Here is a 20812-nt window from a genome sequence, read left to right on the forward strand (position 1 = left end):
AAAAACAAAGTCTAAGTTCATTGAAAATCAATCAGTAGAATTGAACCCAATACAGTTATCCTTCTGCCCTCCAAAGGAAAAATAGCCAATCTTTTTGTGAAGATCTAAATTCCCATTACATTTGCGTCGTGCACGATATAATCTTAAACGATTTAAAATGCGATACCTTCAAAATATCTTTAGAATACTATTAGGAGCCGCCATGACCTTTGCGGGAATTGGTCACCTCAGCTTTCAGCGAGAAGAATTTTTAGCCCAGGTTCCGCGCTGGTTACCTACGGATCCCGCTTTTATGGATTTCGTGGTGCTGGCTTCCGGAGTGGTAGAAATCAGTTTAGGTCTGGCCTTGATTTTCTGGATTAAGCAAAAAGCCAAAGTGGGCATTGCCCTGGCCATTTTCTATATTCTGATTTACCCCGGTAATATTTCACAGTATACCAATGGCATTGATGCCTTCGGCTTGGATACGGATCAAAAACGTTTGATTCGCTTATTCTTTCAACCCGTACTTATCCTTTGGGCCCTTTGGTCCAGCGGGGCATTTCCTTATTTGAAAAAACTAAAATCTAAAAAACAATCATGAGCAATTCCAGCATTTATCAATTCGAAGCCGAAACCTTAAAAGGCGAAAAAATTAGTTTGGAAAACTATCAGGGTAAAACCCTCCTCATCGTAAATACGGCCAGCAAATGCGGGCTTACTCCGCAGTATGAAGGTCTGGAAGAACTTTATCAGAAATACCATTCTCAAGGTCTGGAGATTTTAGGTTTTCCCTGCAATCAATTCGCCGGTCAAGAACCAGGCAGCAGCGCCGACATTGAAGAATTTTGCTCGGTAAATTACGGGGTGAGCTTCCCTATGTTTGCCAAGGTGGATGTAAACGGTAAAAACGCCCATCCTCTTTTTAAACATTTAAAAAAGGCCTTGCCTGGCACCCTAACCAATGCCATCAAATGGAATTTCACCAAGTTCTTAATTGATGCCGAAGGGAATCCCGTAAAGCGCTTTGCGCCTACTACCGAACCTTTGAGTATGGAAGAGGATATTCAGAAAAGCCTTGGTCATGCCTAATCCGGAAGAATTGCTCTTTCTGCGCAATCAATTGTGCTTTCCACTCTATGCAGCTTCTCGCATGACCACCAAAATCTATGCGCCCCATTTACAGGAGCTGGATTTAACCTATCCCCAGTATTTGGTGATGTTGGTTTTATGGGAGAAGGATGAACGCAGTGTCAATGAAATTTCCAAAGAATTGCATTTGGAAACCAATACCCTTACTCCCCTCTTAAAGCGTTTGGAAGCCAAGGGCATCATTCATCGGGAAAGATCTCAAAGTGATGAGCGCAGTGTAAAAATCCGCTTAGCCCAAAAAGGAAAGGACTTGCATAAGCCTGCTCTGGAGATTCCCGGTAAAATCTGGTCGAGCTTCCAAAGCTCGGAGATTGATGCCAAGGCTCTTAAGGACTTTCAACAAAGCCTTTTCAAATTGGTAGACAGCTTAGAAGGACAAGTGAACAGCATGAAGTAGAAATTCTTCACAGAAGCCATTTCCTAAATTGATATCTTGGGTTTCCCAAACGAAGCTTATGAATCCAATTCTACGAAATGTAATCGCTGTAATCGCCGGTGCCTTTTTAGGTGGTGTACTGAATATGTTTATTGTTGTTTATAGCGGCACCATAATCCCCTTTCCAGAAGGAGTAGACCATAGTACCGCAGAAGGCCTGAGTGCAGGCATGCACCTTTTTGAGCCTAAGCATTTCCTAATGCCTTTCTTGGCCCATGCCTTAGGGACCTTATTGGCCGCATTTGTTTGTACTAAAATTGCCGTTCGCCAGAAATTGGCTTTAGCGATGTTAATGGGAGTTTTCTTCTTAGTAGGTGGCGTAATGATGGTATTCGAACTCCCCTCTCCGGCATGGTTTAATGCTACGGATCTTATCCTGGCCTATATCCCTATGGCCTGGATTGGCTATAAACTTGGAAGTTAGTTAGAGGCTTATTCCAAAACGCTCGTGGAGGCGGTGCTTTAGGAGCCAGGCAATAAACCAGGTACTAAAGAAGCTAAAGCTGCTATACATCACCGGGATCAGGGAAATTTCAGCCCTGCCAATAACCTGGGTGGCGATAAAGATGGCCAGAGCTGCATTTTGCAGGCCTAATTCCACCGCTATGGTATAGGAACCATCATGCTTAATTCCTGACCATCGCGAAAGGAAAAAGCCAATAACCATGGTTCCCACATTAAAGGCGATGAGAGGAATAAACAGCCAGAAATGCTCCAAAAAGGCCGCCGATTGTGAACCCCCATCTTCGGCAAATAAAGCATAGCTGAAAATCAAAAAGAGGATAATTGGCAGGATATAGCGCAGGGGTTGTTGCAATCGCTTAATAAATTCTCTGGGGCCGTATTCATGTAGTAAAACGCCCAGTACCACCGGTAATACCACCGTAAAAAGGATCTCTTTAAAAGTATCCATAAAGCCTATGCTGATTTCGGTTTCGGTATGCAAAAACCAGGTAAGCGCTAGATTGAGATAAAGCGGGATACTGATTAAAATCCCAAAGCTATTAAAGGATGTAAGGCTTACCGATAGAGCTACTCGCCCCTTCAACATATGGGTTACCAAATTGGAGGCCGTTCCTCCTGGAGCTGAGGCGATAAGTACCAGACCTACCTTGTGCATAGGATCTAAGGGAAGCGCCCAAGCCATGAGAAAGGCCACCAAAGGCAGTAGAAAAAACTGCCCGGCCAATCCCACTAAAATACCTTTCGGCCTTAGGAATACTCTACGGAAATCTGAAAAGCGAAGACCCAGGCCAATACCCAACATTATGAAGGCTATGCCTCCTGGAATAAGGTATCCGCCCAGACTTTGCACCTATTAGTCTTCAGAACCTTGCGCGTCCTCCGAAGACTTTTCCTCTTCCTCGCGCATAGATTTGATTTTCTGCCCCAGCATTTTCAACTGAGCTTGTAAGGAGCTCACATTGGCTTTTTGTGCGTCAATATTCTTGCTTGCTTCTTTTACGATTGGGCTATTTGGATTGCTGCTGCTAAAGAATCCTAAATTGTTCTCTAACTGAATCAATTCCTTCTTGGCCTCATCCAATTTGCGACGTAAGAAATCACGCTCTCTTTGCAATTCACGCTCTCCTTGTGCCGCTAAGCTATCAACCTTATTTTCGAAGCGTATGCGCTGCGATTCTTGACGATCCAAATCAATCGCCTTAAAGAATCCATCAACCGCTTTATTGAATCGGCCTTCCAGCTCATTGCGTAATTTCTTGGGAGAAGGTCCCATTTTACGCCATTCGCCAATCTTCGCCTTGATGGCTTTAATGGCTTCCTTCTTATCACTAAGATCTGGAGTCCATTTTTCCAGTTCATCCAAGAAAGATTGACGCTCCTCGGCATTGGCTTCAAACTTCTCATCGCGACCCTTATTATGGGCGGTAAGGCGATCGAAGAAATGATTACAAGCCGAACGGAATTCCTTCCAAATTTTATCGCTTTCGCTTTTCGGAACATGACCGATCTTCTTCCATTCCGCTTGAATACGCTTCAACTCATTGGCTGTATCGCGCCAGTTTTCACTGTCCTTCAAGTCTTCCGCACGAGCCAGGAGGCTGCGCTTCTTCTCTAAATTATCGTGGTGCTCCTTCTTAAGCTCTTTATAAAACTGATTCTTCGCTTGGTTAAAATCGCGCAATCCATCGCGGAATTGCTCCCAAACGGTATCGTTATCCGCTACATTAAGGCGACCAATCTTTTTAAAGGCATCCTGAATAGAGTTAACCTCTTTAATGGCCTTTTGCCATTCATGATGCTTGCTATGCTTCTTTGGTAAATTCTTTAATTGCTCTACCAATTTGCGTTTTTCATCTAAAAGCTCTTCGCGCTTGTTGCGAAGCTCTTTAAAGTACTCATCGCGTTTTTCGTGAATCTGGCGGGTAATTCCAGAAAACTGCTGCCAAAGTTCTTCACGTAATTCTGGCTCTACCGGTCCAATCTGACGCCATTCTTTATGCAGCTCCTGCAATTGCTTAAAGCCTTCGCGCAGGTCATTGCCTTCCAGAATCGCTTGCGCTTTCTTCACCAGCTCTTCTTTATGCTCTTTGTTTTTCTTGTAATCAAGATCGCGCAATTCCTTGTTGATCTTAATGTACTCGTAGAAATTCTCAACGTGGAAATGGTAGGTGCGCCATAGGTCACGACTCTCATTACGAGGTACGGGACCGGTACTACGCCACTCTTCTTGAATTGCCCGGAAATCTTTAAAGGTTTCACCAATGGATTCTTCCTTATTCACCAATTCTTTAAGACGCTCAATCAGATTCTTCTTAACCAAAAGGTTTTGATCTAATTGGGCACTTAAATCCTCGTAAAATTTGCGACGACGATTACGGTATTCGCTATAAATAGTGCGGAATTGCTCTCTTAATGGCTGAATGAACTCGAAGTCAATTTCATTACCACCTTGCTCCACAAATTCCGCTAATTTCTCTGCGCGCTCTTCATTCAGGGCGTTCATCAAATATTTACGGATAGCGGCAAAATGATCCTTCAGCTTTTGGATAGGATGATCCCGCAATAATTTGAATGCGGCGCCCACCAAATCTTCTGCACTGTACTCCGCATAGTCCGGCATTTCCAGTTCATCGGGATGCTCCTCTTCATGGTCTTCATCTCCTTGAACTTCGGCGGTATCATCGTCCTTTTCAAGATCCTCATCACTTAGCACTACTTCCGAATCCGCTTCTACCTCTTCCGAAGCTGTTTCTGCTTCTATTTCAGTAGTTGTTTCCGGCTCGGGGGCCGATGGGTTCTCAGCTTGTACTTCGCTTTCAGCCAGAGGATTTTCGTCCTCTACTTTTACAGGCTCTTCGGCCGAAGCAGCAGCTTCTTCCATTTCAATGGGTTTTTGAGGCAAATCTTTTTCTTCAGGTTTTTGCTCCTCACCTTGGGGTAAGTTGTTCTGTGTATCGTCCATAATGCTATGTGAATGGGAGAACAAAAATACAGGAATTTCGAAGCGGCAAGGCCTAGAATGCAGATTTTAAAAAAGCAGCTTTCAAGCGATGCCTTTTATTGATCCTGCCAGAGTTTCCAAGCGGCTTCCGCCTGATAAACCAACATGGATTTTCCATTCAAAACCGCAGCTCCGGCAGCTCTGGCTTTTTGCAACCACAAAGTCTCCTCCGGATTGTAAATCAAATCCATGAAATAATGGCCACTCAAATCACCTTGAGGCTCTAAGGATGGCATGGCATCTACATCAGGGAAAGTACCCAGTGGACTGGTATTTATAATCAAGGGAAATTCCTGAAGCCTAGACTGGGCCTCTTGATAATCGATTTGTCCCTTGGCCGGATTACGACTCACAATTTGGCTGGCTATTCCCATTTGCTCCAGGGCATAAATTACCGCTTTGGAAGCTCCACCGCTACCTAATATCAGGGCTTTTTTCAGCTTCATTTGAGGCCAGCTTTCTTGCAAGGCCCGGCGAAAACCAAGATGATCTGTATTATGTCCCCACCATTCCTCGCCCTTGCGAACTATAGTGTTTACCGCTCCAATGGCTTGGGCTTCGGGCGAAAGCCCAGCTAAAAAAGGAATACAAACTTCTTTATAGGGAATGGTCACATTAAAGCCCTGCCATTGACCATCCGCCAATAAGCTACTGAGCTCATCTATCGAAGCCAATTCGCAATTGAGATAGCGATAATCGCTTAAGTGTAGCTTTTCGAATTTCGCTTGAAAATAAGCGGCTGAAAAACTGTGCACCAAGCTTTTACCGATGAGCCCAAATTGCATTAGGCCGCCTTTTTGCTTTGTCCCGATCCAAATTTCTCTAAGAGGAAAATCAATACCGCTCCCGCCACTGCCAAGCCTACGGCAGGCCAGAATTGAGGATCGGCCGCAGTTTGACCAATTACCTCAGAGCCTTCCAGAATGGGTCGACTAAAATCGCTTGGCATTACGGTTTTCTCCAAAATAGGAACTATCTCTTCATTGGCTTCACCAGCATGCTTGATCAATACCTCTTCCACTTGTTTCCAGGGCCAGATCTTATTCAAGGACCCCAACAAAAAACCTGATAAAAGGGCGATGGTCATGTCATGATACTTGGCGAACATCAGTTTAAGAAGGCGCGCAAAGGAAAGAAGGCCTACAACGGCTCCTGCTCCGAAAACCGCAATAATGGTGAATTCACGTTCGTGAATGGCATTTAAAACAATGGAATAAGTTCCTAATAAAACCAAAATAAAGGAGCCCGAAATCCCTGGTAATATCATGGCACAGATGGCAATACTCCCACTCAGGAAAATATACCAAAGGGCATCATTAGAACCAGAAGCTGGTAAAATGGTAATCATATAGGCAATTACTGCTCCCAGCACAAAGGCCAATCCGGGCGAAAGCCCCCACTTCTTAACCTGCTTACCTACAAAGAATATACTGGCGAATACCAATCCGAAAAAGAAGCTCCAAAGCAATACCGGTTGATTCTCCAAAAGCCAGGAAATACCTTTTGCTAAAGAAACTATCGAAACTCCGATTCCTAAAAAGAGGGGAACGAAAAACCAGCCGTTAATATAATCCCAAGCTTTGGCAAAACCTTCTTTGCGAAGAATGCGAAGGGCTTCAAGATTAATGCGATTAATGCTCTCAATGAGCTCCTCGTAAATACCGGTAATGAAGGCAATAGTTCCTCCACTTACTCCGGGTACTACATCCGCAGCGCCCATGGCCAAACCTTTCAAAAAAAGGAGTGCTTTATTCATTCCAGAAGTTTTGGCAAAGAAAGGAAATGCCGCTTAATCCAGCCCTAAAAGAAGTCGTACAGAAGGATTCTTTTTAAGCCAGGGGAATAAGGCCAGGAAAAAACTCTTTCCGCCCGGATCGAGTGCCATCGCTTTTTGCAAATAAATCTCCGCCTCGTCCTGCTCCTCAATCGTGTATAAATAGCCGGCTAATTGGTAACGCAACTGACTGGAATCGGGAATCAATTCCAATGCCTGATACAATACATCCATGCCCTGTTTGAACTCACACATATCGAATAGCAATTGAGCATATTCAGTGAAAGTGCTGGCATTATAGTACTCATCTTCAATCAGCTTGGTGTAAATCAAAACTGCTTCATCCAGCTTACCCGCTCGGCGGTGCATCATGGCACTGCTATGGCGGTATTCCCAATTTTCAGGATCTAGTTCTACGGCCTTATTGATCAGATATAAGCTTTCGGCCCATTGTTTCTGCTCATCCTTAAGGAGTGCCAGCTCATAATAGGCTTCCTCCAATTCGGCATCTTCCTGAATGGCCTTATTGAGGTATTTCTCGGCCTGCTGATTTTTACCCAATCGCAAATAGCAAAGACCAGTTTTATAATAACCATATCCACTGGCGCCATCGTATTCGAAGGTGGCCTGATAGGTTTCCGCGGCTTCCTGATAGCGGAATTCTTGCTCCAGGATACGCGCCTTTTCATAATAGGCAGCAGAGAAATAATCATCAATTAAAATGGCATAATCCAAAGAGCGTAAGGCCTGTAGATTATCCCCCATCTTAGATTGCATCAAACCTAAGTGATACCAAGCAATTTCCGAATAAGGGTTCTCATCAATAAAAGACTCTAAATACTCAATCCCTTGTTCTGGTCTTTCTAGAAGATCGTAACAAAGGGCAAGGTTATAGAGTGCGATTTCATCTTCCGGATATAAGGCTAGGGACATCTTCAAATAACGCAGGGCCTTATCATAGGCACCAATTAATTGATATTCCAAAGCCAGGAGATGATATACATCCTCAGGGAATTCAGTGTGAGCCAATGCCTGTCGGTATTGCTCTATGGCTTTTTGATGATTACCGGTTTTGGAATACAATCCGGCGCGAGCCATGTGCATCTCGTAATAGTCGTGCACCTGACCTTCCAATTCTTTCAAAACCTTGCTAGCCTCACGCGTTTTATCAAGAGAAGTAAGATATTGCACCTTCTTCAATTGCAATGAGCTAGCATAAGGATGTTGATCAATGGCCATCTCTAAAACCTCCAGGGCTTTTTGAGATTTGCCGGTCTCGTAAAAATAGTCCGAGATCGCTTCAAACTCCTCTAAATCATAAAAGCGAGATTGCCCTGCGGCCTCCATTCTTTTAAACTCATCGATCAGATCGAGGAGGTTAAAAAAATCATCTTCATTTTCGTCTTCGAACATAGGCGAGAATTGGATATTTAAATTTATCCAATTGGCTGGGGCAAAGGTAGAGTCCGCCTTCCGCTTATCCACAAAGAAATGAACACTAATTAGCTAAAACCTTACTCATCAGACCTTTAAAGCCAATAACATTCTCCATTGTGCACAGAATGTTGATAAGATTTAAGACTCATCTTCTTCCCTACTATTCTTAACTCACTATCGACCAATTTCTTATCTCTGGTTTCCGTTTCCTTCTGCAATTATTCCAATCCTGCCAAAGAGCCGTTCATCGGAGCACTAAACTTATATTTGCCCGAAATTGAAACCCCTCATGACCTTAATAAAATCTATTTCTGGCGTACGTGGTACTATTGGAGGTGCCAAAGGCGATAATTTAAGTCCATTAGATGCAGCTGAATTTGCTGCGGCTTACGGACATTGGTTAAAGAAAAAATACCCCGGCAAATCTCTTAAAGTGGTGATTGGCCGCGATGCTCGCCCTAGTGGACCCATGATTCAGGGCATTGTGCAAAACACCCTGGTGGGTACTGGAATCGACGTTATTGATTTAGATTTATCGACCACGCCAACGGTAGAAATGGCGGTGGTTTTTGAAAAAGCTCAAGGCGGAATCATCCTCACGGCCTCTCACAATCCCAAGCAATGGAATGCCTTGAAACTCCTTAATGATAAGGGAGAATTTATTTCCGCTGCTGATGGTGCCGAATTACTTTCGATGATCGAAAATGAAGACTACGATTTCGTAGAAGTAGACGACCTAGGCAGTGTAGAAGCTAAGGATGGTTTAATTGAAAAGCATGTAGAAGCGATTTTAGCCCTTCCTTATATTAATGTAGAAGCCATTCGCAATTCGGGTTTAAAAGTAGCGGTAGATGCTGTTAGCTCTACTGGCGGTATTGCTATCCCGATTCTATTAAAGGCCCTAGGTATTGAAAATCCTGCCCTATTATATTGTGAGCCTACTGGACAATTCCCTCATAATCCTGAACCTTTAAAAGAGCATTTGGGAGATATTATGAAGGTGGTAAAAGAGCAAAACTGTGATTTAGGGATCGTTGTAGATCCCGATGTTGATCGTTTAGCTTTAATCGATGATCAAGGAGAAATGTTTGGTGAGGAGTATACCTTGGTGGCTGCCGCCGACTTCCTCTTACAACATAAGCAAGGTCCCTTGGTGAGCAATTTATCCAGCTCTCGTGCTTTGCGCGATTTGGCCTTATCTCGTGGACAGGAATACTATGCTGCGGCGGTAGGTGAAGTGAATGTAGTTACCAAGATGAAAGAGGTAAATGCCCTTTTAGGTGGTGAAGGTAATGGAGGGGTAATTCTTCCCGATCTCCACTATGGTCGCGATTCACTGGTAGGTATTGCCATGATCTTAAGTCATTTGGCCACTTGTGGCAAAAGCTTAAGCGAGCTCAAGGCCGGCTACCCAGCCTATTATATGGCTAAGAATAAAATTCAGTTAGAAGCTGGAATGGATGTAGATGGCCTTCTAAAGAAAATTGAGGCCAAATACCAAAATGAAGAACTCAGCACCATTGATGGTGTGAAAATCGACTTCGCCGAAGAATGGGTACATTTACGTAAGTCGAATACCGAACCGATTATCCGTATTTATACCGAGGCTAAAAGCCCAGAAAAAGCGGAGGCTCTGGCCACTCGGTTCATCAGTGAATTACAGGAACTAATCTAAAGCCTATGGAAACTAAGGCCCTGGCCCCAAAAATTGAGGGCACCCAATGGGAAGCTCATTTCGATAGCTATCGCGAGAACATCGTAGGTCATAATGCCGAATTTGTAGGTCCCTTCGGGCCCAAGAAAATACTCTATGCCGATTGGATTGCCAGCGGCCGGTTGTATGAACCCATAGAGCGTAAAATGCTCGAGGAGATTGGGCCCATGGTAGCCAATACCCATACCGAAACCTCCTATACCGGCAGTATTATGACTAAGGCTTATCATCAAGCCAAATTGGTGATTAAGCAGCATGTGAATGCTAATCCTGATGATGTTTTAATTCCTACCGGTACCGGGATGACCGGGGCAGTCCTTAAGTTTCAACGCATCTTAGGCTTAAAATTACCAGAGCAGTTTAAAGGGAAGTTTGAAATTGAAGATCAATTTCGTCCGGTGGTTTTTATCAGCCACATGGAACATCATTCCAATCAAACTTCCTGGCTAGAAACCATCGTTGACCTTGTAATAGTTGGTTATAATGATGAGGGTTTAATGGACCTTGATCACTTGGATCAACTCCTGGAACAGTATAAAGACCGTCCTTATAAAATTGCCTGCATTACTTCATGTAGTAATGTTACCGGCATTTTTACTCCCTATACGGAGGTAGCTAAGAAAATGCATGCGGCCGGCGGCTATTGTTTTGTTGACTTTGCCGCTTCGGGTCCTTATGTGGATATTGATATGCATCCCGCAGAAGAGGGCGCCCATTTAGATGCCATCTTCTTTTCGCCCCATAAGTTTTTGGGAGGCCCTGGTACGCCCGGGGTCTTAATCTTTAATTCGCAATTATACCGCAATAGCGTACCCGATCATCCGGGTGGGGGTACCGTTTTATGGACCGACCCCTGGGGCGGACGCTATTATATTGAGGATATTGAGTCTCGCGAAGATGGTGGCACCCCCGGTTTCTTGCAAACCATAAAGGCCGCCTTTGCCATGCAATTGAAAGACGAAATTTCTGTGCAGGCCATCAAAGCCCGGGAAAAGGAATTGCTCAATTATATCTTCGATCGCTTGGAGAAAATGAAAGGCATGGTAATTCTGGCCGGTCATATCCGCGAACGAATTGGCGCTCTGTCTTTCTATTTGGAAGGGGTGCACTATAATTTGGTGGTGCAATTACTAAATGACCTTTACGGCATTCAAACTCGTGGTGGATGCAGCTGTGCCGGGACCTATGGTCATTACCTCTTGCATTTGGATAAAGAGAGCAGTCGTAAAACCATGGACATCGTTTTAGGGGGTGATATTTCCTTCCGTCCAGGTTGGGTGCGCCTTTCCGTACACCCTACTTTAACCGATGAAGAGGCTATTTTCATTTGCGATGCCATTGAAGATATTGCCAATAATTGGGAAGAATACGCCAAAGAATACCATTTCGAAAAAGGAAGCAACCGCTTTATTCACCTGGGAAGTGCTGATACCGGCACCGAATTGGTGAACAATTGGTTTCATTAATGGAATTAATTTATCTGGATAATGCGGCCTCTACCCCTCTAAGGAAAGAGGTAAAAGAATATATGCTGGAGCTGATGGATACTGCCTATGGCAATCCCTCCAGTACGCATAGTCAAGGCAGAAAGGCCAAAGTAATTTTAGAGGCCAGTCGTAAAAGCATTGCCCGCAATCTCAATTGCCTTCCGGCGGAAATCGTTTTTTGCTCTGGAGGAACTGAGGGAGATAATGCAGCCATCAGTTTGGCTTTACGCGATTTAAAAGTGAAGCGCATTATTACCTCACCACTGGAACATCATGCGGTGCTAAAGGCGGCTGAAAAGTGGTCCCAAGCCTTTGAGGCCGAGCTCGTTCTCCTGAAGGTAGATCCCAAGGGGCGCATTGACTTTGAGCAATTAGAGCAACTATTAAGCAGCGACTCTACTCCTACCCTGGTTTCTTTAATGCATGGCAATAATGAAATCGGCAACCTATTGGATTTAGAAAAGACAGGGAATCTTTGTCGGCAATACGGCGCCTGGCTGCACAGTGATACAGTGCAAACCGTGGGTCATTTTCCGCTTTCGCTGAAGGATCTGCCTGTTGACTTTGCCACCGCTTCGGCCCATAAGTTTTATGGCCCAAAAGGCGTGGGATTCTTGTATATCGATCGTCGGGTTAAAGTAAGCTCATTTATAACAGGTGGTGCTCAGGAACGTGGCTTACGTGGTGGGACGGAAAGTATAGTTCAAGTGGGGGCATTAGCCAAAGCATTGGATTTAGCCTATCAGAGTTTGGAGGAAGAGCGTGCCCATATCGAAGCGCTTAAAACCCAACTTTGGCAAGGACTAAAGGGAATATTCCCTAAGATTTATGCCAATGGCTTATCAGACACCGAAGAAAGTCTATATACCGTTTTAAGCGTAAGTATCCCTGAACTTTCGGAAGACAGCATGTTGCTCTTTAATCTCGACTTAAAAGGATTAGCCGTTTCTGGCGGTAGCGCTTGTTCATCAGGAAGCGTGCAAAAATCGCATGTTATTGCGGCCATGGACCCCGAACATACCGATCCAGTAGTTCGCTTTTCCATTGGCAAAGACAATACTGCTCAAGATATTGAGGAGGCTCTGGCCATTATGGCCGATTTAAAACAAGCTTAAGCGCTCCGAATTAATCTTCGGAGCTAAGATCTACTGCTTCCGCTTCTTCTGTATGAGGATAGTAGCCAAATAAGTGCTTATCGCGAATCATCTGATCCACATAAGTGGGTAAGCAATCTTCCCAACCACTTTCACCGCGACGAATTTTCTTCAATACATCGCGAGAGAAAATTTGTAAGATTTCAGGATCATAGGTATCAATATCCTTAATCCGGCGGTTAAACACCAGGAAGTCGTACAGAGGTTGGAAACGTGGATGAATCTTAAAGTCTTTAGATGTCTCAATCGGATCATTCGGATTGGGCTGCGATGGATAAACATAAAGCTTAAGATCGCTAGAATACAAGATTCCAAAGGCCTCCAGAATTCCCCCTTTAAGATCGCGGTAGTACTTATTATCGAAGAGCTCATGCAAATTGGTAACGCCCATAATAAGGCCCATTCGCTCCTCTGAATATCTAGAGAAGTATTCTACCAATTTATAGTACTCCTGATAATTGGAGATTAATACCGTTTGTCCCAGCGAGCATAATATATCGGCTCGATCCAGGAAGTCCTGCTCATCAATTTCACCCTCCGATTTCAAATTGTTCAGGGTGATTTCAAAAAGCACCACCAGTTTGTCCTTCTTCACCTTTCGCTCCTGGGTAAAGGCATCGATACTGGTACGTACCATATCCATGTTTACCTTGGTAACGGGACGGAAAGATCCACGGGCAGTAAGAATGTTCTTTTTATAGAGCAGGGCGGCCGGCAGAATATTATTGCCTTCTGGACCAAAGATCACCGCGTCGGTCATGCCATTTTGGATAAGGCGCAAGGACATTAAACGGTTATCTACATGCTCAAATTCGGGCCCTTCAAAATGGATCATATCGATCTCCATTTTGTAGCGCGCGATATTGTCGTAAAGTGATTTCAGTAATTCCTCAGGATTGTTACGAATATTGAAACATCCGTAAATGAGGTTTACCCCCATAATCCCAATGGTCTCCTGCTGTAAGGAAGCTTCCTCTTCCTTCATACGGATGTGGAATAGCACATCATTGGGCTCTTTATCAGGATCCAATTGGAAGCGAATTCCCATCCAACCATGACCTTTAAACTTACGAGTGAAGTTGATCGTAGCAACAGTATTGGCGAAGGCAAAATAGCAACGCTTCGGATGGTCAGTTCGATCCAAACGCTTTTCAATCAGACCATATTCATGATCCAACATTTTGCGTAAACGATCTTCAGTAACATAACGTCCGTCCATTTCCTTACCATAAATGGCATCGGAGAATAGTTTGTCGTATGCACTCATTGCTTTTGCTACTGTACCAGAGGCGGCTCCAACCCGAAAGAAATTTCGAACAACTTCCTGACCGGCGCCAATCTCAGCGAATGTGCCGTAAATGTTCTCATTCAGGTTGACTTTTAATGCCTTTTGGGCAGTAGACAACACCATGCGTTCCATAAGTAGAGGGTCTAATCTAACAGAAGGTTAACGGTAAACAAAAGTAATAGTTTAGCTATGTTTGACCCGAAAAACCATTTAAAATTTGAATCCTTTAAAAGCTTCAGCAGACTGGCATTTCGAATTCCTCGGAACCGGCACCTCTCAAGGGGTTCCGATGATTGGCTGTGATTGTAAAGTTTGTCAATCCGACAATCCCAAAGACCAAAGATTACGCAGCAGCTTTTTGGTAGAAAGAATGGGCACTCGAATATTAATCGATGCCGGACCTGATTTACGCCAACAATTATTGCGTTCCAATACTCATGATATAGATGCCGTACTGATCACCCATCAACACCAAGATCACACAGCTGGATTGGACGAATTAAGAGCGATTAATTTCATCCAAGGGCACTCTATTCCCATTTACTGCACGGAAGCAGTTGAAGCACGCTTAAGGGAGCAATATTCTTATATTTTCCAGAACAGCAAGTATCCGGGCATTCCGCAGATTGATCTAATCCGCATCCCGGAAGGACCATTTCAAATTGGAAATATTGAATTAGAAGCTCTGGAATTACAACATGCCAATTTACCCGTTTTGGGTTTTCGCTTTGGAAAACTGGTTTACCTTACCGATGTCAATTTCATTCCCGAAAGCGAATGGCCGAAACTGAAAGGTTTAGAGGTATTTATATTAAATGCGCTTCGGCATGAAGCCCACCATTCTCATTTTACCTTAAGTGAAGCACTGGAAATTGCTGATCGATTGGAAGTCCCTCAATTTTATGCTACTCATATAAGTCATCAATTAGGCTTACATACCGAAATTGAGTCCGAACTAAAAAACGGAAGAAATTTGGCTTATGATGGATTGCGATTCACTTTAGCCTCAAGCTAGCGCCTTACCTTCGTAAAAATTCTTGCATGGACCGCAATTTTGATCTTATTGTAATCGGAGGTGGCATTGTTGGCTTAGCTACGGCCTATAAATACCAGATGGCCTTTCCTGGGCATCGAATTGCAATTCTGGAAAAAGAAGATCATTTAGGCGCTCATCAAACCGGCCGAAATTCTGGGGTAATTCATTCGGGCATCTATTATAAGCCTGGTAGCTTCAAAGCGCTTAACTGCACCAATGGTCGGAAGCAAATTGTGGTTTTTGCCAAAGAACATGGGGTGGCACATGACATTTGCGGGAAAATCATTCTAGCTACTGAAGAAAAGGAACTGCCCATTTTACAAGGCATTTTTGAAAAAGGTCAGGCTAATCAGATTGAAGGTATTGAGATGATTGGTCCGGATGCCATTCGTGATATTGAACCCTTTAGTAGAGGCATCAAAGCGATTCGGGTACCAGTAACGGGAATTATCGACTATGTTGGCTTTTGTAAAAAATTGGTGGAACTGATTAAAGCTCGCAATCCTAAAAGTGAATTATTCCTAAGCACTCAATTTCTGGAAAGCTTTCGCGAAGATGGCAAAGAAGGAATCCGCACCAATAAGGGCAATTTTTATACCCAGCATAAGATCTTTTGTGCCGGTTTACAAAGTGATCGATTGGCCCGAAAAGAAGGGGCTAAACCCGATTTGAAAATTGTAGGCTTCCGTGGGGATTATTACGAATTAACGGAAGAAGCCCGGCACAAAGTAAAGCACTTGATTTATCCGGTTCCCGACCCTGATTTCCCTTTCCTGGGCGTGCATTTTACGCGCATGGTAGATGGTAGCGTGGAATGCGGACCGAATGCTGTTTTCTCCTTTAAGCGTGAAGGCTACAGTCCTAAATCCTTTAGCTTTAAAGATACCTTTGAATCCCTTACTTACCCTGGAACCTGGAAACTATTCAGCCGCCATGCCGGACAAGGAATGGAAGAAATGAAACGGGCTTTTTCCAAAAAGCTCTTTTTAGATGCCTTACGGAAAATGATTCCTTATTTACAGATGGAAGATATTCGCCCGGTACGCGCTGGTGTTAGGGCTCAGGCCTTAAAGCACAATGGCGATCTGGTGGATGATTTTAAAATCGAAAAATTCGGGAATTCGGTGCATGTCTTAAATGCCCCTTCTCCTGCCGCTACGGCCAGCTTAGCCATTGCCGATGAAATTCTCGACATGGCTGGATTTGTTCCTAAGCAAAAGGATTAATAAACCAGAACGCGAATTTCCTCGCTGCTCTCTGCATTGTGAAGGCGAGCGATATACATGCCCTTCTCCAATTCTTGAAGGTCTAAGCGACTTTGTCCTTTCTCGTAATCTTGCTCCCAAACCAATGCACCACCTAAGCTGAAAATTTGCAGCTGAGCCTTGCCTTCGGGAATTTCAAAATAGAGTGTTTCATCTAATTGACGTAGGCTAAACACTTGCTCTTCCGCTTCAGGCAAACCAATCCAAGCTGAACCTTCACCGGCAACAATGCCTTCGCCATATTGCTCATTATAGCCATAGTCCTTAATGGTAATAGACTTATAATCAGCGGCCACATCAACACGGATCCAACCATAGTAATTACGGAGGGTATCATCTACTTCCGCGCGAAAGCGTACTCCAATTAGGCCGTTTAAAGCGCCATTGAACTTATCGTTTGGACTGCCGGTTCCATTGCTAATCATCGAGAGCTGACCTAAGGAATAGCTCCCTCCACTGCCCTTGTAAACCGAGTTGGGTCCAATACTATCTCCAGGACTCAGATTGAAGGGATAAGCGTAATTACCATAGTCAAGGCCAATAATAGAATTGGCGGCAACTCCTCGTGACTGCACGAAATTGCCACTCACATTAAAAATGGAAGTATCTACATATTGAATAAAACGATAGTCAACAACCCCAAGGCTGTCTTCATCAATATCCAGATCCCAATAGGCATTATTGGTATTCAGAGTGGTATCAGCTAAATCAACATACTTGATTTGAGCATCGGCTCCATAGGCAGCTAATAAACCGCTAATGGCTCCTAAATACTTTAAACTCTCCTTTTGTTTCTTATCCTTCATAATCCGTAAAACTGGGCAAAAATCTATAAAAGGCGCGGACTAGCCAATTTTGTTTCGATGCAATTGCGGATCAACTGTCTTTTCCCACTGTTCCCGGCTAAGTTCATGGCCTAAAAACGCAGTGATTTCCTGCAATGCCTCACCTTTTAATAAAGCTCGATACGAAACCTCCATCCATTCAATATGCGGTTGTTGATCCAGCCAAAGCTGAAAACGCTGTCTTTCCCTTTCTAATTGTTGACCTTTTTGAAATGGGAAATTTTCCAAACTAGCGGCCTCTCCTTTCATCTTGGCTTGGGAGAGGATGATCTCAAGTAAGGGCCTTTCCATCCACAAGACCTTATACTTTCGATCGGCCGGTAAATAAGGTAATAGCGGTGCCACTACTTTTAAGGCTTTGCCATCGCTTGGAGGAAGTTCCGCCCCTTGCGGCAAACTTTTCAAGGCTTCCCATTCGTAGTAGCCTTTGGGATTGTGACCATCTGCCTCACGCACCTCATCTTTCAACAATTCCAAACCACTGGCTTCCAAAAGGGCCATCATAAAACTGGTACCCGACCTAGGGAATCCACTTACTATGATACTACTGGCTTTGGGGCTTTTGCCGATTAATTCATCTCTTAAAGCCAAGGCCTTTTGATGTTTGGGTGCCTTCCGTAAACACAGTTGCAATGCCTTCCGGCAGGATACGCTATCCCCCGATTGATGATAGTGTAAGGCCCATAGATAATGCAAATGGGGTTGATGCATCTTTAGGCTCAAGGCCTGATTGGCCCATATTTCAAAATCCTCATAAGCCCCTTTGGCAAAGGCCACCTGAGCTTTTCCATTTAAAGCCGGACTGTATTCCTGATTTAGGGCTAATGCGCGATCAAATTGTTGGTCTGCTCCCTCCCATTGACCAGCCAGGAATAAGGCATGCCCCATTTCCTGATACAGAGCAGGACTTTGCAAGCCACTTTGTTCTAGGGCCTGCATTTCCACCAAGGACTTTTCGGCTTGCCCAGCTTGCAGTATGGCCAGGGCATGGCAAAAACGCAATTGTAAATCGGCCTGAAATTCTGGTTTCAATCCAGTCCAAAAGCGCTCCCAAAGAGCCGAATCTCCACCATTAAGAATTAATCGCGCCTTTAATATATACCAGCGATACGCCTGATTACTGTTCAACCAATGCTGATCACAAATTTGCAAGGCTTCAGCATAGGCTCCCACTTCTCTCAGGCTAATCGCCTTATTGTAATCCTGTTCTTCACGAATGCCCTTTTGTTGAGTATTAGCTAAATCGATGTATTGCAATTCCTCCAAATCGCGCAAAGCATCATTTTGACCTTGCTGGGGATGAACTTCTAAAAACTGTGCATTATTAATAAGATCCCAGGTGGGTAGCCAACTGGCGGCACGCTTATTTCGAAATAGCTCCTTAATAATTCGCCCTTCCATATCCTTTGCCAGTGGTAATTGGAAATGATGCAAAATAGTAGGTACGATATCCAGCAGGCTTATGCCATAAAGCTTTTGATTCGCTATAAAATCAGGTCCAGTAGCGGCAAAGACGCCAAATGCGCGGTGTTCTGAAGCGGGGGCTGCCGGTATATTCGGGAGTTCCTTTTGCCTTCCGGCGGAAAGCTCAAAGCCATGATCTGAAATCAAGATCAAATTATGATCCTTAGCTTTATTGAGCATACTTCCCAGCATAGCGTCATGCCAGCGATAGGCAGCTCTAATTATATAATGATAGTGTTTGAAATCTGTATCCGAAATCTGCGCTTGCTGAGGAGGATAATAAGCGGCGCCTAAATGCTGTAATTGATCCAGGGCTTCGAAGTAGAACATTCGGCATTGGGCTTCCTTTTGCAACATCGCCATGGCACAATGGAACTGCATTCTGCTTCGCATTAATATGCGTCCTACTTTTTGAACTAAGGGATCATCCAGTAAAAGCTCGGCAGGCATTTCGGGGAAAAAGCCCGCCAGAATTTCGGGACTTAAATCTTGGGCCTTTTCTCTTTCGGAACTTAAAAAGTCACCCCAGTCTTCGGGATAGAATTGCCCTTGCAAATCACCTTCGGCGAAAGCCAAATTGGAAATCATATCACCTCGGATCGCTTCCACCGGATTGGAAGGCCACCAGTTTAAAACCTGGCAAGAAATCCCGGCTTCCGAAAGGATATTCCAAATTGCCGGCACTTGGCGTTGCAAACTCGAAATAGCTCGAGGGCCCTCCAAGCTTTCTTCTACAAATCCTAAAATGCCATGTTCGTGGGCCCTTTTCCCGCTAGCCACCGAAGTCCATAATAATGGACTAATCATAGGCTGTAAGCTGGCCAGTGCCCCATCACTCCCATTGGCTAATAGCATTTGGAATTGGGGCATTTCTCCTTGTTCTATCAGGCTTCGGATCACCGACCACTCCGCGCCATCCCAGCCTAAAAGAAGTATTGGAGCGCTTTGATTATGCTTTTTTGGATCTGTCATGCTTTTCAAGCCTCCAATCACGGCTATAATCGTAATTTAGGGGCATGGGAAAGAATATCTTTTTCGAGTACTTAAAAATTGCGCTGCAAAGTATAAAAAGCCAAGCGCTGCGTACCATATTGACGGCATTAATTATTGCCATTGGTATTACTGCTCTGGTTGGAATACTTACCGCGATAGACGCTATTAAGTCTTCCCTAACCGGGCAATTCGCTCTTTTGGGTGCCAATACCTTTACCATCCAAAACCGAGGTCCCAATATTCGTATTGGTCGCAGTGGCGAGAGACCTAAAACTTATCCCTCCATCACCTATTATGAGGCGATGAAATTTAAGGAACAGATGCCTGCCAAGCGTGCGCGTACCAGTGTTTCTTTCCAGGCAACTGGTGCTGCTGAAGCGAAATACAAAAATCTAAAAACCAATCCGAATGTATCGGTAATGGCTGCCGATGAAAACTACTTACATACCGGTGGTTATGAATTGGAAAGCGGTCGAAACCTCAGCTTAAACGATATTAAAGATGCCGCAGCTGTGGCGCTGATTGGTCAGGATATTGTGAGCAATTTATTCGCTAAAGAAGATCCCCTTGGCAAGTTCATTAGTATAGGAGATGCTCGTTATCGCATTGTTGGGGTACTGGCTCCCAAAGGAAACTCTTTTGGCTTTGGTGGTGATAAATCCTTATTCATCCCCATAACAAAGGCCCGCACCAAATATGCCACCGCCAATCGGAGTTTTGCAGTTAATGTAATGGCTTTGGAAAGCACGGAGCTGGAGTCGGTGGTAGATGAAGCTACTGCCACCATGCGCGCTGTTCGGAAATTAAAACCCAAGGAAGAAACCAATTTCAATATCATTAAAAGTGATAGCATAAGTGAAAGCTTGATCGAAAACCTGAGCTATGTAAGTATGGCCGCGATCATTATTGCCGCCATTACCTTATTGGGAGCCGCTATCGCTTTGATGAACATCATGCTGGTTTCGGTTACAGAAAGAACCAGTGAAATCGGAATTCGCAAAGCTATCGGGGCCAAATCCAATGCCATCCTTAGTCAGTTTTTAACTGAGGCCATTGCCATTTGTCTATTGGGTGGATTAGCCGGCATCATTTTCGGAATCCTAATTGGTAATGGCATTTCTATGTTAGTAGGAGGAGCCTTTATTATCCCCTGGGCTTGGATGAGCCTTTCGGCCATCATTTGTTTCCTAGTGGGACTTTTATCGGGCTTCTACCCTGCCCTTAAAGCCAGTCGCCTCGACCCGATCGAAAGCTTACGCTACGAATAGGTTTTCTTTACGGCTCAAACGAACTACCAACTGCCAACTACTCACTACCAACAA

At 44.3% G+C, this 20812-nt stretch carries 18 protein-coding genes; 10 read left to right on the forward strand and 8 right to left on the reverse strand.

What is annotated here, in order from left to right; translation table 11 throughout:
- Positions 1–157: 157 nt before the first annotated feature.
- Genes H4K34_RS02255 through H4K34_RS02270 form a run of 4 tightly spaced genes read left to right on the forward strand, consistent with a single transcriptional unit; the run spans position 158 to position 1991 of the window.
- On the forward strand, positions 158–583 hold the full coding sequence (locus H4K34_RS02255; RefSeq protein ID WP_210759214.1) for a DoxX family protein: 426 nt from the start codon (positions 158–160) through the stop codon (positions 581–583).
- Positions 580–1071, forward strand: a complete 492-nt coding sequence (locus H4K34_RS02260; RefSeq protein ID WP_210759215.1) for a glutathione peroxidase — start codon at positions 580–582, stop codon at positions 1069–1071. The genes H4K34_RS02255 and H4K34_RS02260 overlap by 4 nt, the downstream gene beginning before the upstream one ends.
- Positions 1064–1528 carry a MarR family winged helix-turn-helix transcriptional regulator gene (locus H4K34_RS02265; protein WP_210759216.1) on the forward strand — a complete coding sequence of 155 codons (465 nt, stop codon included), beginning with the start codon at positions 1064–1066 and terminating at the stop codon, positions 1526–1528. The genes H4K34_RS02260 and H4K34_RS02265 overlap by 8 nt, the downstream gene beginning before the upstream one ends.
- 58 nt (positions 1529–1586) lie before the next feature.
- The gene (locus H4K34_RS02270; protein ID WP_210759217.1) at positions 1587–1991 is read left to right on the forward strand and encodes a hypothetical protein; all 405 of its coding nucleotides are present in this window, start codon (positions 1587–1589) and stop codon (positions 1989–1991) included.
- Here H4K34_RS02270 and H4K34_RS02275 read toward each other — a convergent pair whose 3' ends face one another.
- From H4K34_RS02275 to H4K34_RS02295, 5 genes are all read right to left on the reverse strand, one after another.
- Positions 1992–2882, reverse strand: coding sequence for a bile acid:sodium symporter family protein (locus H4K34_RS02275; RefSeq protein WP_210759218.1), 891 nt, complete (start codon positions 2880–2882; stop codon positions 1992–1994).
- 3 nt (positions 2883–2885) lie between these two features.
- The gene (locus H4K34_RS02280; protein ID WP_210759219.1) at positions 2886–4994 is read right to left on the reverse strand and encodes a DUF349 domain-containing protein; all 2109 of its coding nucleotides are present in this window, start codon (positions 4992–4994) and stop codon (positions 2886–2888) included.
- Positions 4995–5089: 95 nt separating this feature from the next.
- Positions 5090–5818: a shikimate dehydrogenase family protein gene (locus H4K34_RS02285; RefSeq protein WP_210759220.1), complete on the reverse strand. Its 729-nt coding sequence runs from the start codon at positions 5816–5818 to the stop codon at positions 5090–5092.
- On the reverse strand, positions 5818–6789 hold the full coding sequence (locus tag H4K34_RS02290) for a DUF368 domain-containing protein (protein WP_210759221.1): 972 nt from the start codon (positions 6787–6789) through the stop codon (positions 5818–5820). The genes H4K34_RS02285 and H4K34_RS02290 overlap by 1 nt, the downstream gene beginning before the upstream one ends.
- 33 nt (positions 6790–6822) lie before the next feature.
- Entirely contained in the window at positions 6823–8220 is a 1398-nt protein-coding gene (locus H4K34_RS02295; protein ID WP_210759222.1) for a tetratricopeptide repeat protein, read from the reverse strand.
- A gap of 313 nt (positions 8221–8533) precedes the next feature.
- Here H4K34_RS02295 and glmM point away from each other — a divergent pair, with 313 nt between their 5' ends.
- From glmM to H4K34_RS02310, 3 genes are read left to right on the forward strand one after another with little or no spacing between them, the layout of a single operon-like run.
- Complete coding sequence (glmM, locus tag H4K34_RS02300) at positions 8534–9919, forward strand: phosphoglucosamine mutase (protein WP_210759223.1); 1386 nt, start codon at positions 8534–8536, stop codon at positions 9917–9919.
- 5 nt (positions 9920–9924) lie between these two features.
- The gene (locus H4K34_RS02305) at positions 9925–11424 is read left to right on the forward strand and encodes an aminotransferase class V-fold PLP-dependent enzyme (RefSeq protein WP_210759224.1); all 1500 of its coding nucleotides are present in this window, start codon (positions 9925–9927) and stop codon (positions 11422–11424) included.
- Positions 11424–12560, forward strand: a complete 1137-nt coding sequence (locus H4K34_RS02310) for a cysteine desulfurase family protein (protein ID WP_210759225.1) — start codon at positions 11424–11426, stop codon at positions 12558–12560. Before H4K34_RS02305 ends, H4K34_RS02310 begins: the two co-directional genes overlap by 1 nt.
- A gap of 10 nt (positions 12561–12570) precedes the next feature.
- On the opposite strand, the gene H4K34_RS02315 is transcribed toward H4K34_RS02310, so the two are convergent.
- Complete coding sequence (locus tag H4K34_RS02315) at positions 12571–14019, reverse strand: TonB-dependent receptor (RefSeq protein ID WP_210759226.1); 1449 nt, start codon at positions 14017–14019, stop codon at positions 12571–12573.
- 85 nt (positions 14020–14104) lie between these two features.
- On the opposite strand from H4K34_RS02315, the gene H4K34_RS02320 reads away from it, so the two are divergent.
- Together H4K34_RS02320 and lhgO are read left to right on the forward strand one after the other, a co-directional pair.
- A complete protein-coding gene (locus tag H4K34_RS02320) occupies positions 14105–14902 on the forward strand; it encodes an MBL fold metallo-hydrolase (protein WP_246452176.1) in 798 nt (265 codons plus the stop codon).
- Between the two features lie 26 nt (positions 14903–14928).
- On the forward strand, positions 14929–16149 hold the full coding sequence (gene lhgO, locus H4K34_RS02325) for an L-2-hydroxyglutarate oxidase (protein ID WP_210759227.1): 1221 nt from the start codon (positions 14929–14931) through the stop codon (positions 16147–16149).
- On the opposite strand, the gene H4K34_RS02330 is transcribed toward lhgO, so the two are convergent.
- Together H4K34_RS02330 and H4K34_RS02335 are read right to left on the reverse strand one after the other, a co-directional pair.
- Positions 16146–16994 carry a T9SS type A sorting domain-containing protein gene (locus tag H4K34_RS02330; RefSeq protein ID WP_210759228.1) on the reverse strand — a complete coding sequence of 283 codons (849 nt, stop codon included), beginning with the start codon at positions 16992–16994 and terminating at the stop codon, positions 16146–16148. The genes lhgO and H4K34_RS02330 overlap by 4 nt on opposite strands.
- Positions 16995–17033: 39 nt before the next feature.
- Positions 17034–19469, reverse strand: coding sequence for an alkaline phosphatase family protein (locus tag H4K34_RS02335; protein WP_210759229.1), 2436 nt, complete (start codon positions 19467–19469; stop codon positions 17034–17036).
- A 44-nt stretch (positions 19470–19513) separates the two neighbouring features.
- Between H4K34_RS02335 and H4K34_RS02340 the strand changes: the two genes are divergently transcribed.
- Positions 19514–20758, forward strand: a complete 1245-nt coding sequence (locus tag H4K34_RS02340) for an ABC transporter permease (RefSeq protein WP_210759230.1) — start codon at positions 19514–19516, stop codon at positions 20756–20758.
- Positions 20759–20812: the final 54 nt, after the last annotated feature.

This window comes from Croceimicrobium hydrocarbonivorans (assembly GCF_014524565.1).
GTDB classification, from domain to species: domain Bacteria; phylum Bacteroidota; class Bacteroidia; order Flavobacteriales; family Schleiferiaceae; genus Croceimicrobium; species Croceimicrobium hydrocarbonivorans.

Bases quoted from the DNA above. Each gene is read 5' to 3' on its own strand.
- H4K34_RS02265 (WP_210759216.1), top strand. From the start codon at position 1,064: ATGCCTAATCCGGAAGAATTGCTCTTTCTGCGCAATCAATTGTGCTTT.
- H4K34_RS02290 (WP_210759221.1), bottom strand. From the start codon at position 6,789: ATGAATAAAGCACTCCTTTTTTTGAAAGGTTTGGCCATGGGCGCTGCG.
- H4K34_RS02315 (WP_210759226.1), bottom strand. From the start codon at position 14,019: ATGGAACGCATGGTGTTGTCTACTGCCCAAAAGGCATTAAAAGTCAAC.
- H4K34_RS02340 (WP_210759230.1), top strand. From the start codon at position 19,514: ATGGGAAAGAATATCTTTTTCGAGTACTTAAAAATTGCGCTGCAAAGT.
- H4K34_RS02295 (WP_210759222.1), bottom strand. From the start codon at position 8,220: ATGTTCGAAGACGAAAATGAAGATGATTTTTTTAACCTCCTCGATCTG.
- H4K34_RS02285 (WP_210759220.1), bottom strand. From the start codon at position 5,818: ATGCAATTTGGGCTCATCGGTAAAAGCTTGGTGCACAGTTTTTCAGCC.
- H4K34_RS02260 (WP_210759215.1), top strand. From the start codon at position 580: ATGAGCAATTCCAGCATTTATCAATTCGAAGCCGAAACCTTAAAAGGC.
- H4K34_RS02330 (WP_210759228.1), bottom strand. From the start codon at position 16,994: ATGAAGGATAAGAAACAAAAGGAGAGTTTAAAGTATTTAGGAGCCATT.
- H4K34_RS02280 (WP_210759219.1), bottom strand. From the start codon at position 4,994: ATGGACGATACACAGAACAACTTACCCCAAGGTGAGGAGCAAAAACCT.
- H4K34_RS02335 (WP_210759229.1), bottom strand. From the start codon at position 19,469: ATGACAGATCCAAAAAAGCATAATCAAAGCGCTCCAATACTTCTTTTA.
- H4K34_RS02255 (WP_210759214.1), top strand. From the start codon at position 158: ATGCGATACCTTCAAAATATCTTTAGAATACTATTAGGAGCCGCCATG.
- H4K34_RS02310 (WP_210759225.1), top strand. From the start codon at position 11,424: ATGGAATTAATTTATCTGGATAATGCGGCCTCTACCCCTCTAAGGAAA.
- H4K34_RS02270 (WP_210759217.1), top strand. From the start codon at position 1,587: ATGAATCCAATTCTACGAAATGTAATCGCTGTAATCGCCGGTGCCTTT.
- H4K34_RS02305 (WP_210759224.1), top strand. From the start codon at position 9,925: ATGGAAACTAAGGCCCTGGCCCCAAAAATTGAGGGCACCCAATGGGAA.
- glmM (WP_210759223.1), top strand. From the start codon at position 8,534: ATGACCTTAATAAAATCTATTTCTGGCGTACGTGGTACTATTGGAGGT.
- lhgO (WP_210759227.1), top strand. From the start codon at position 14,929: ATGGACCGCAATTTTGATCTTATTGTAATCGGAGGTGGCATTGTTGGC.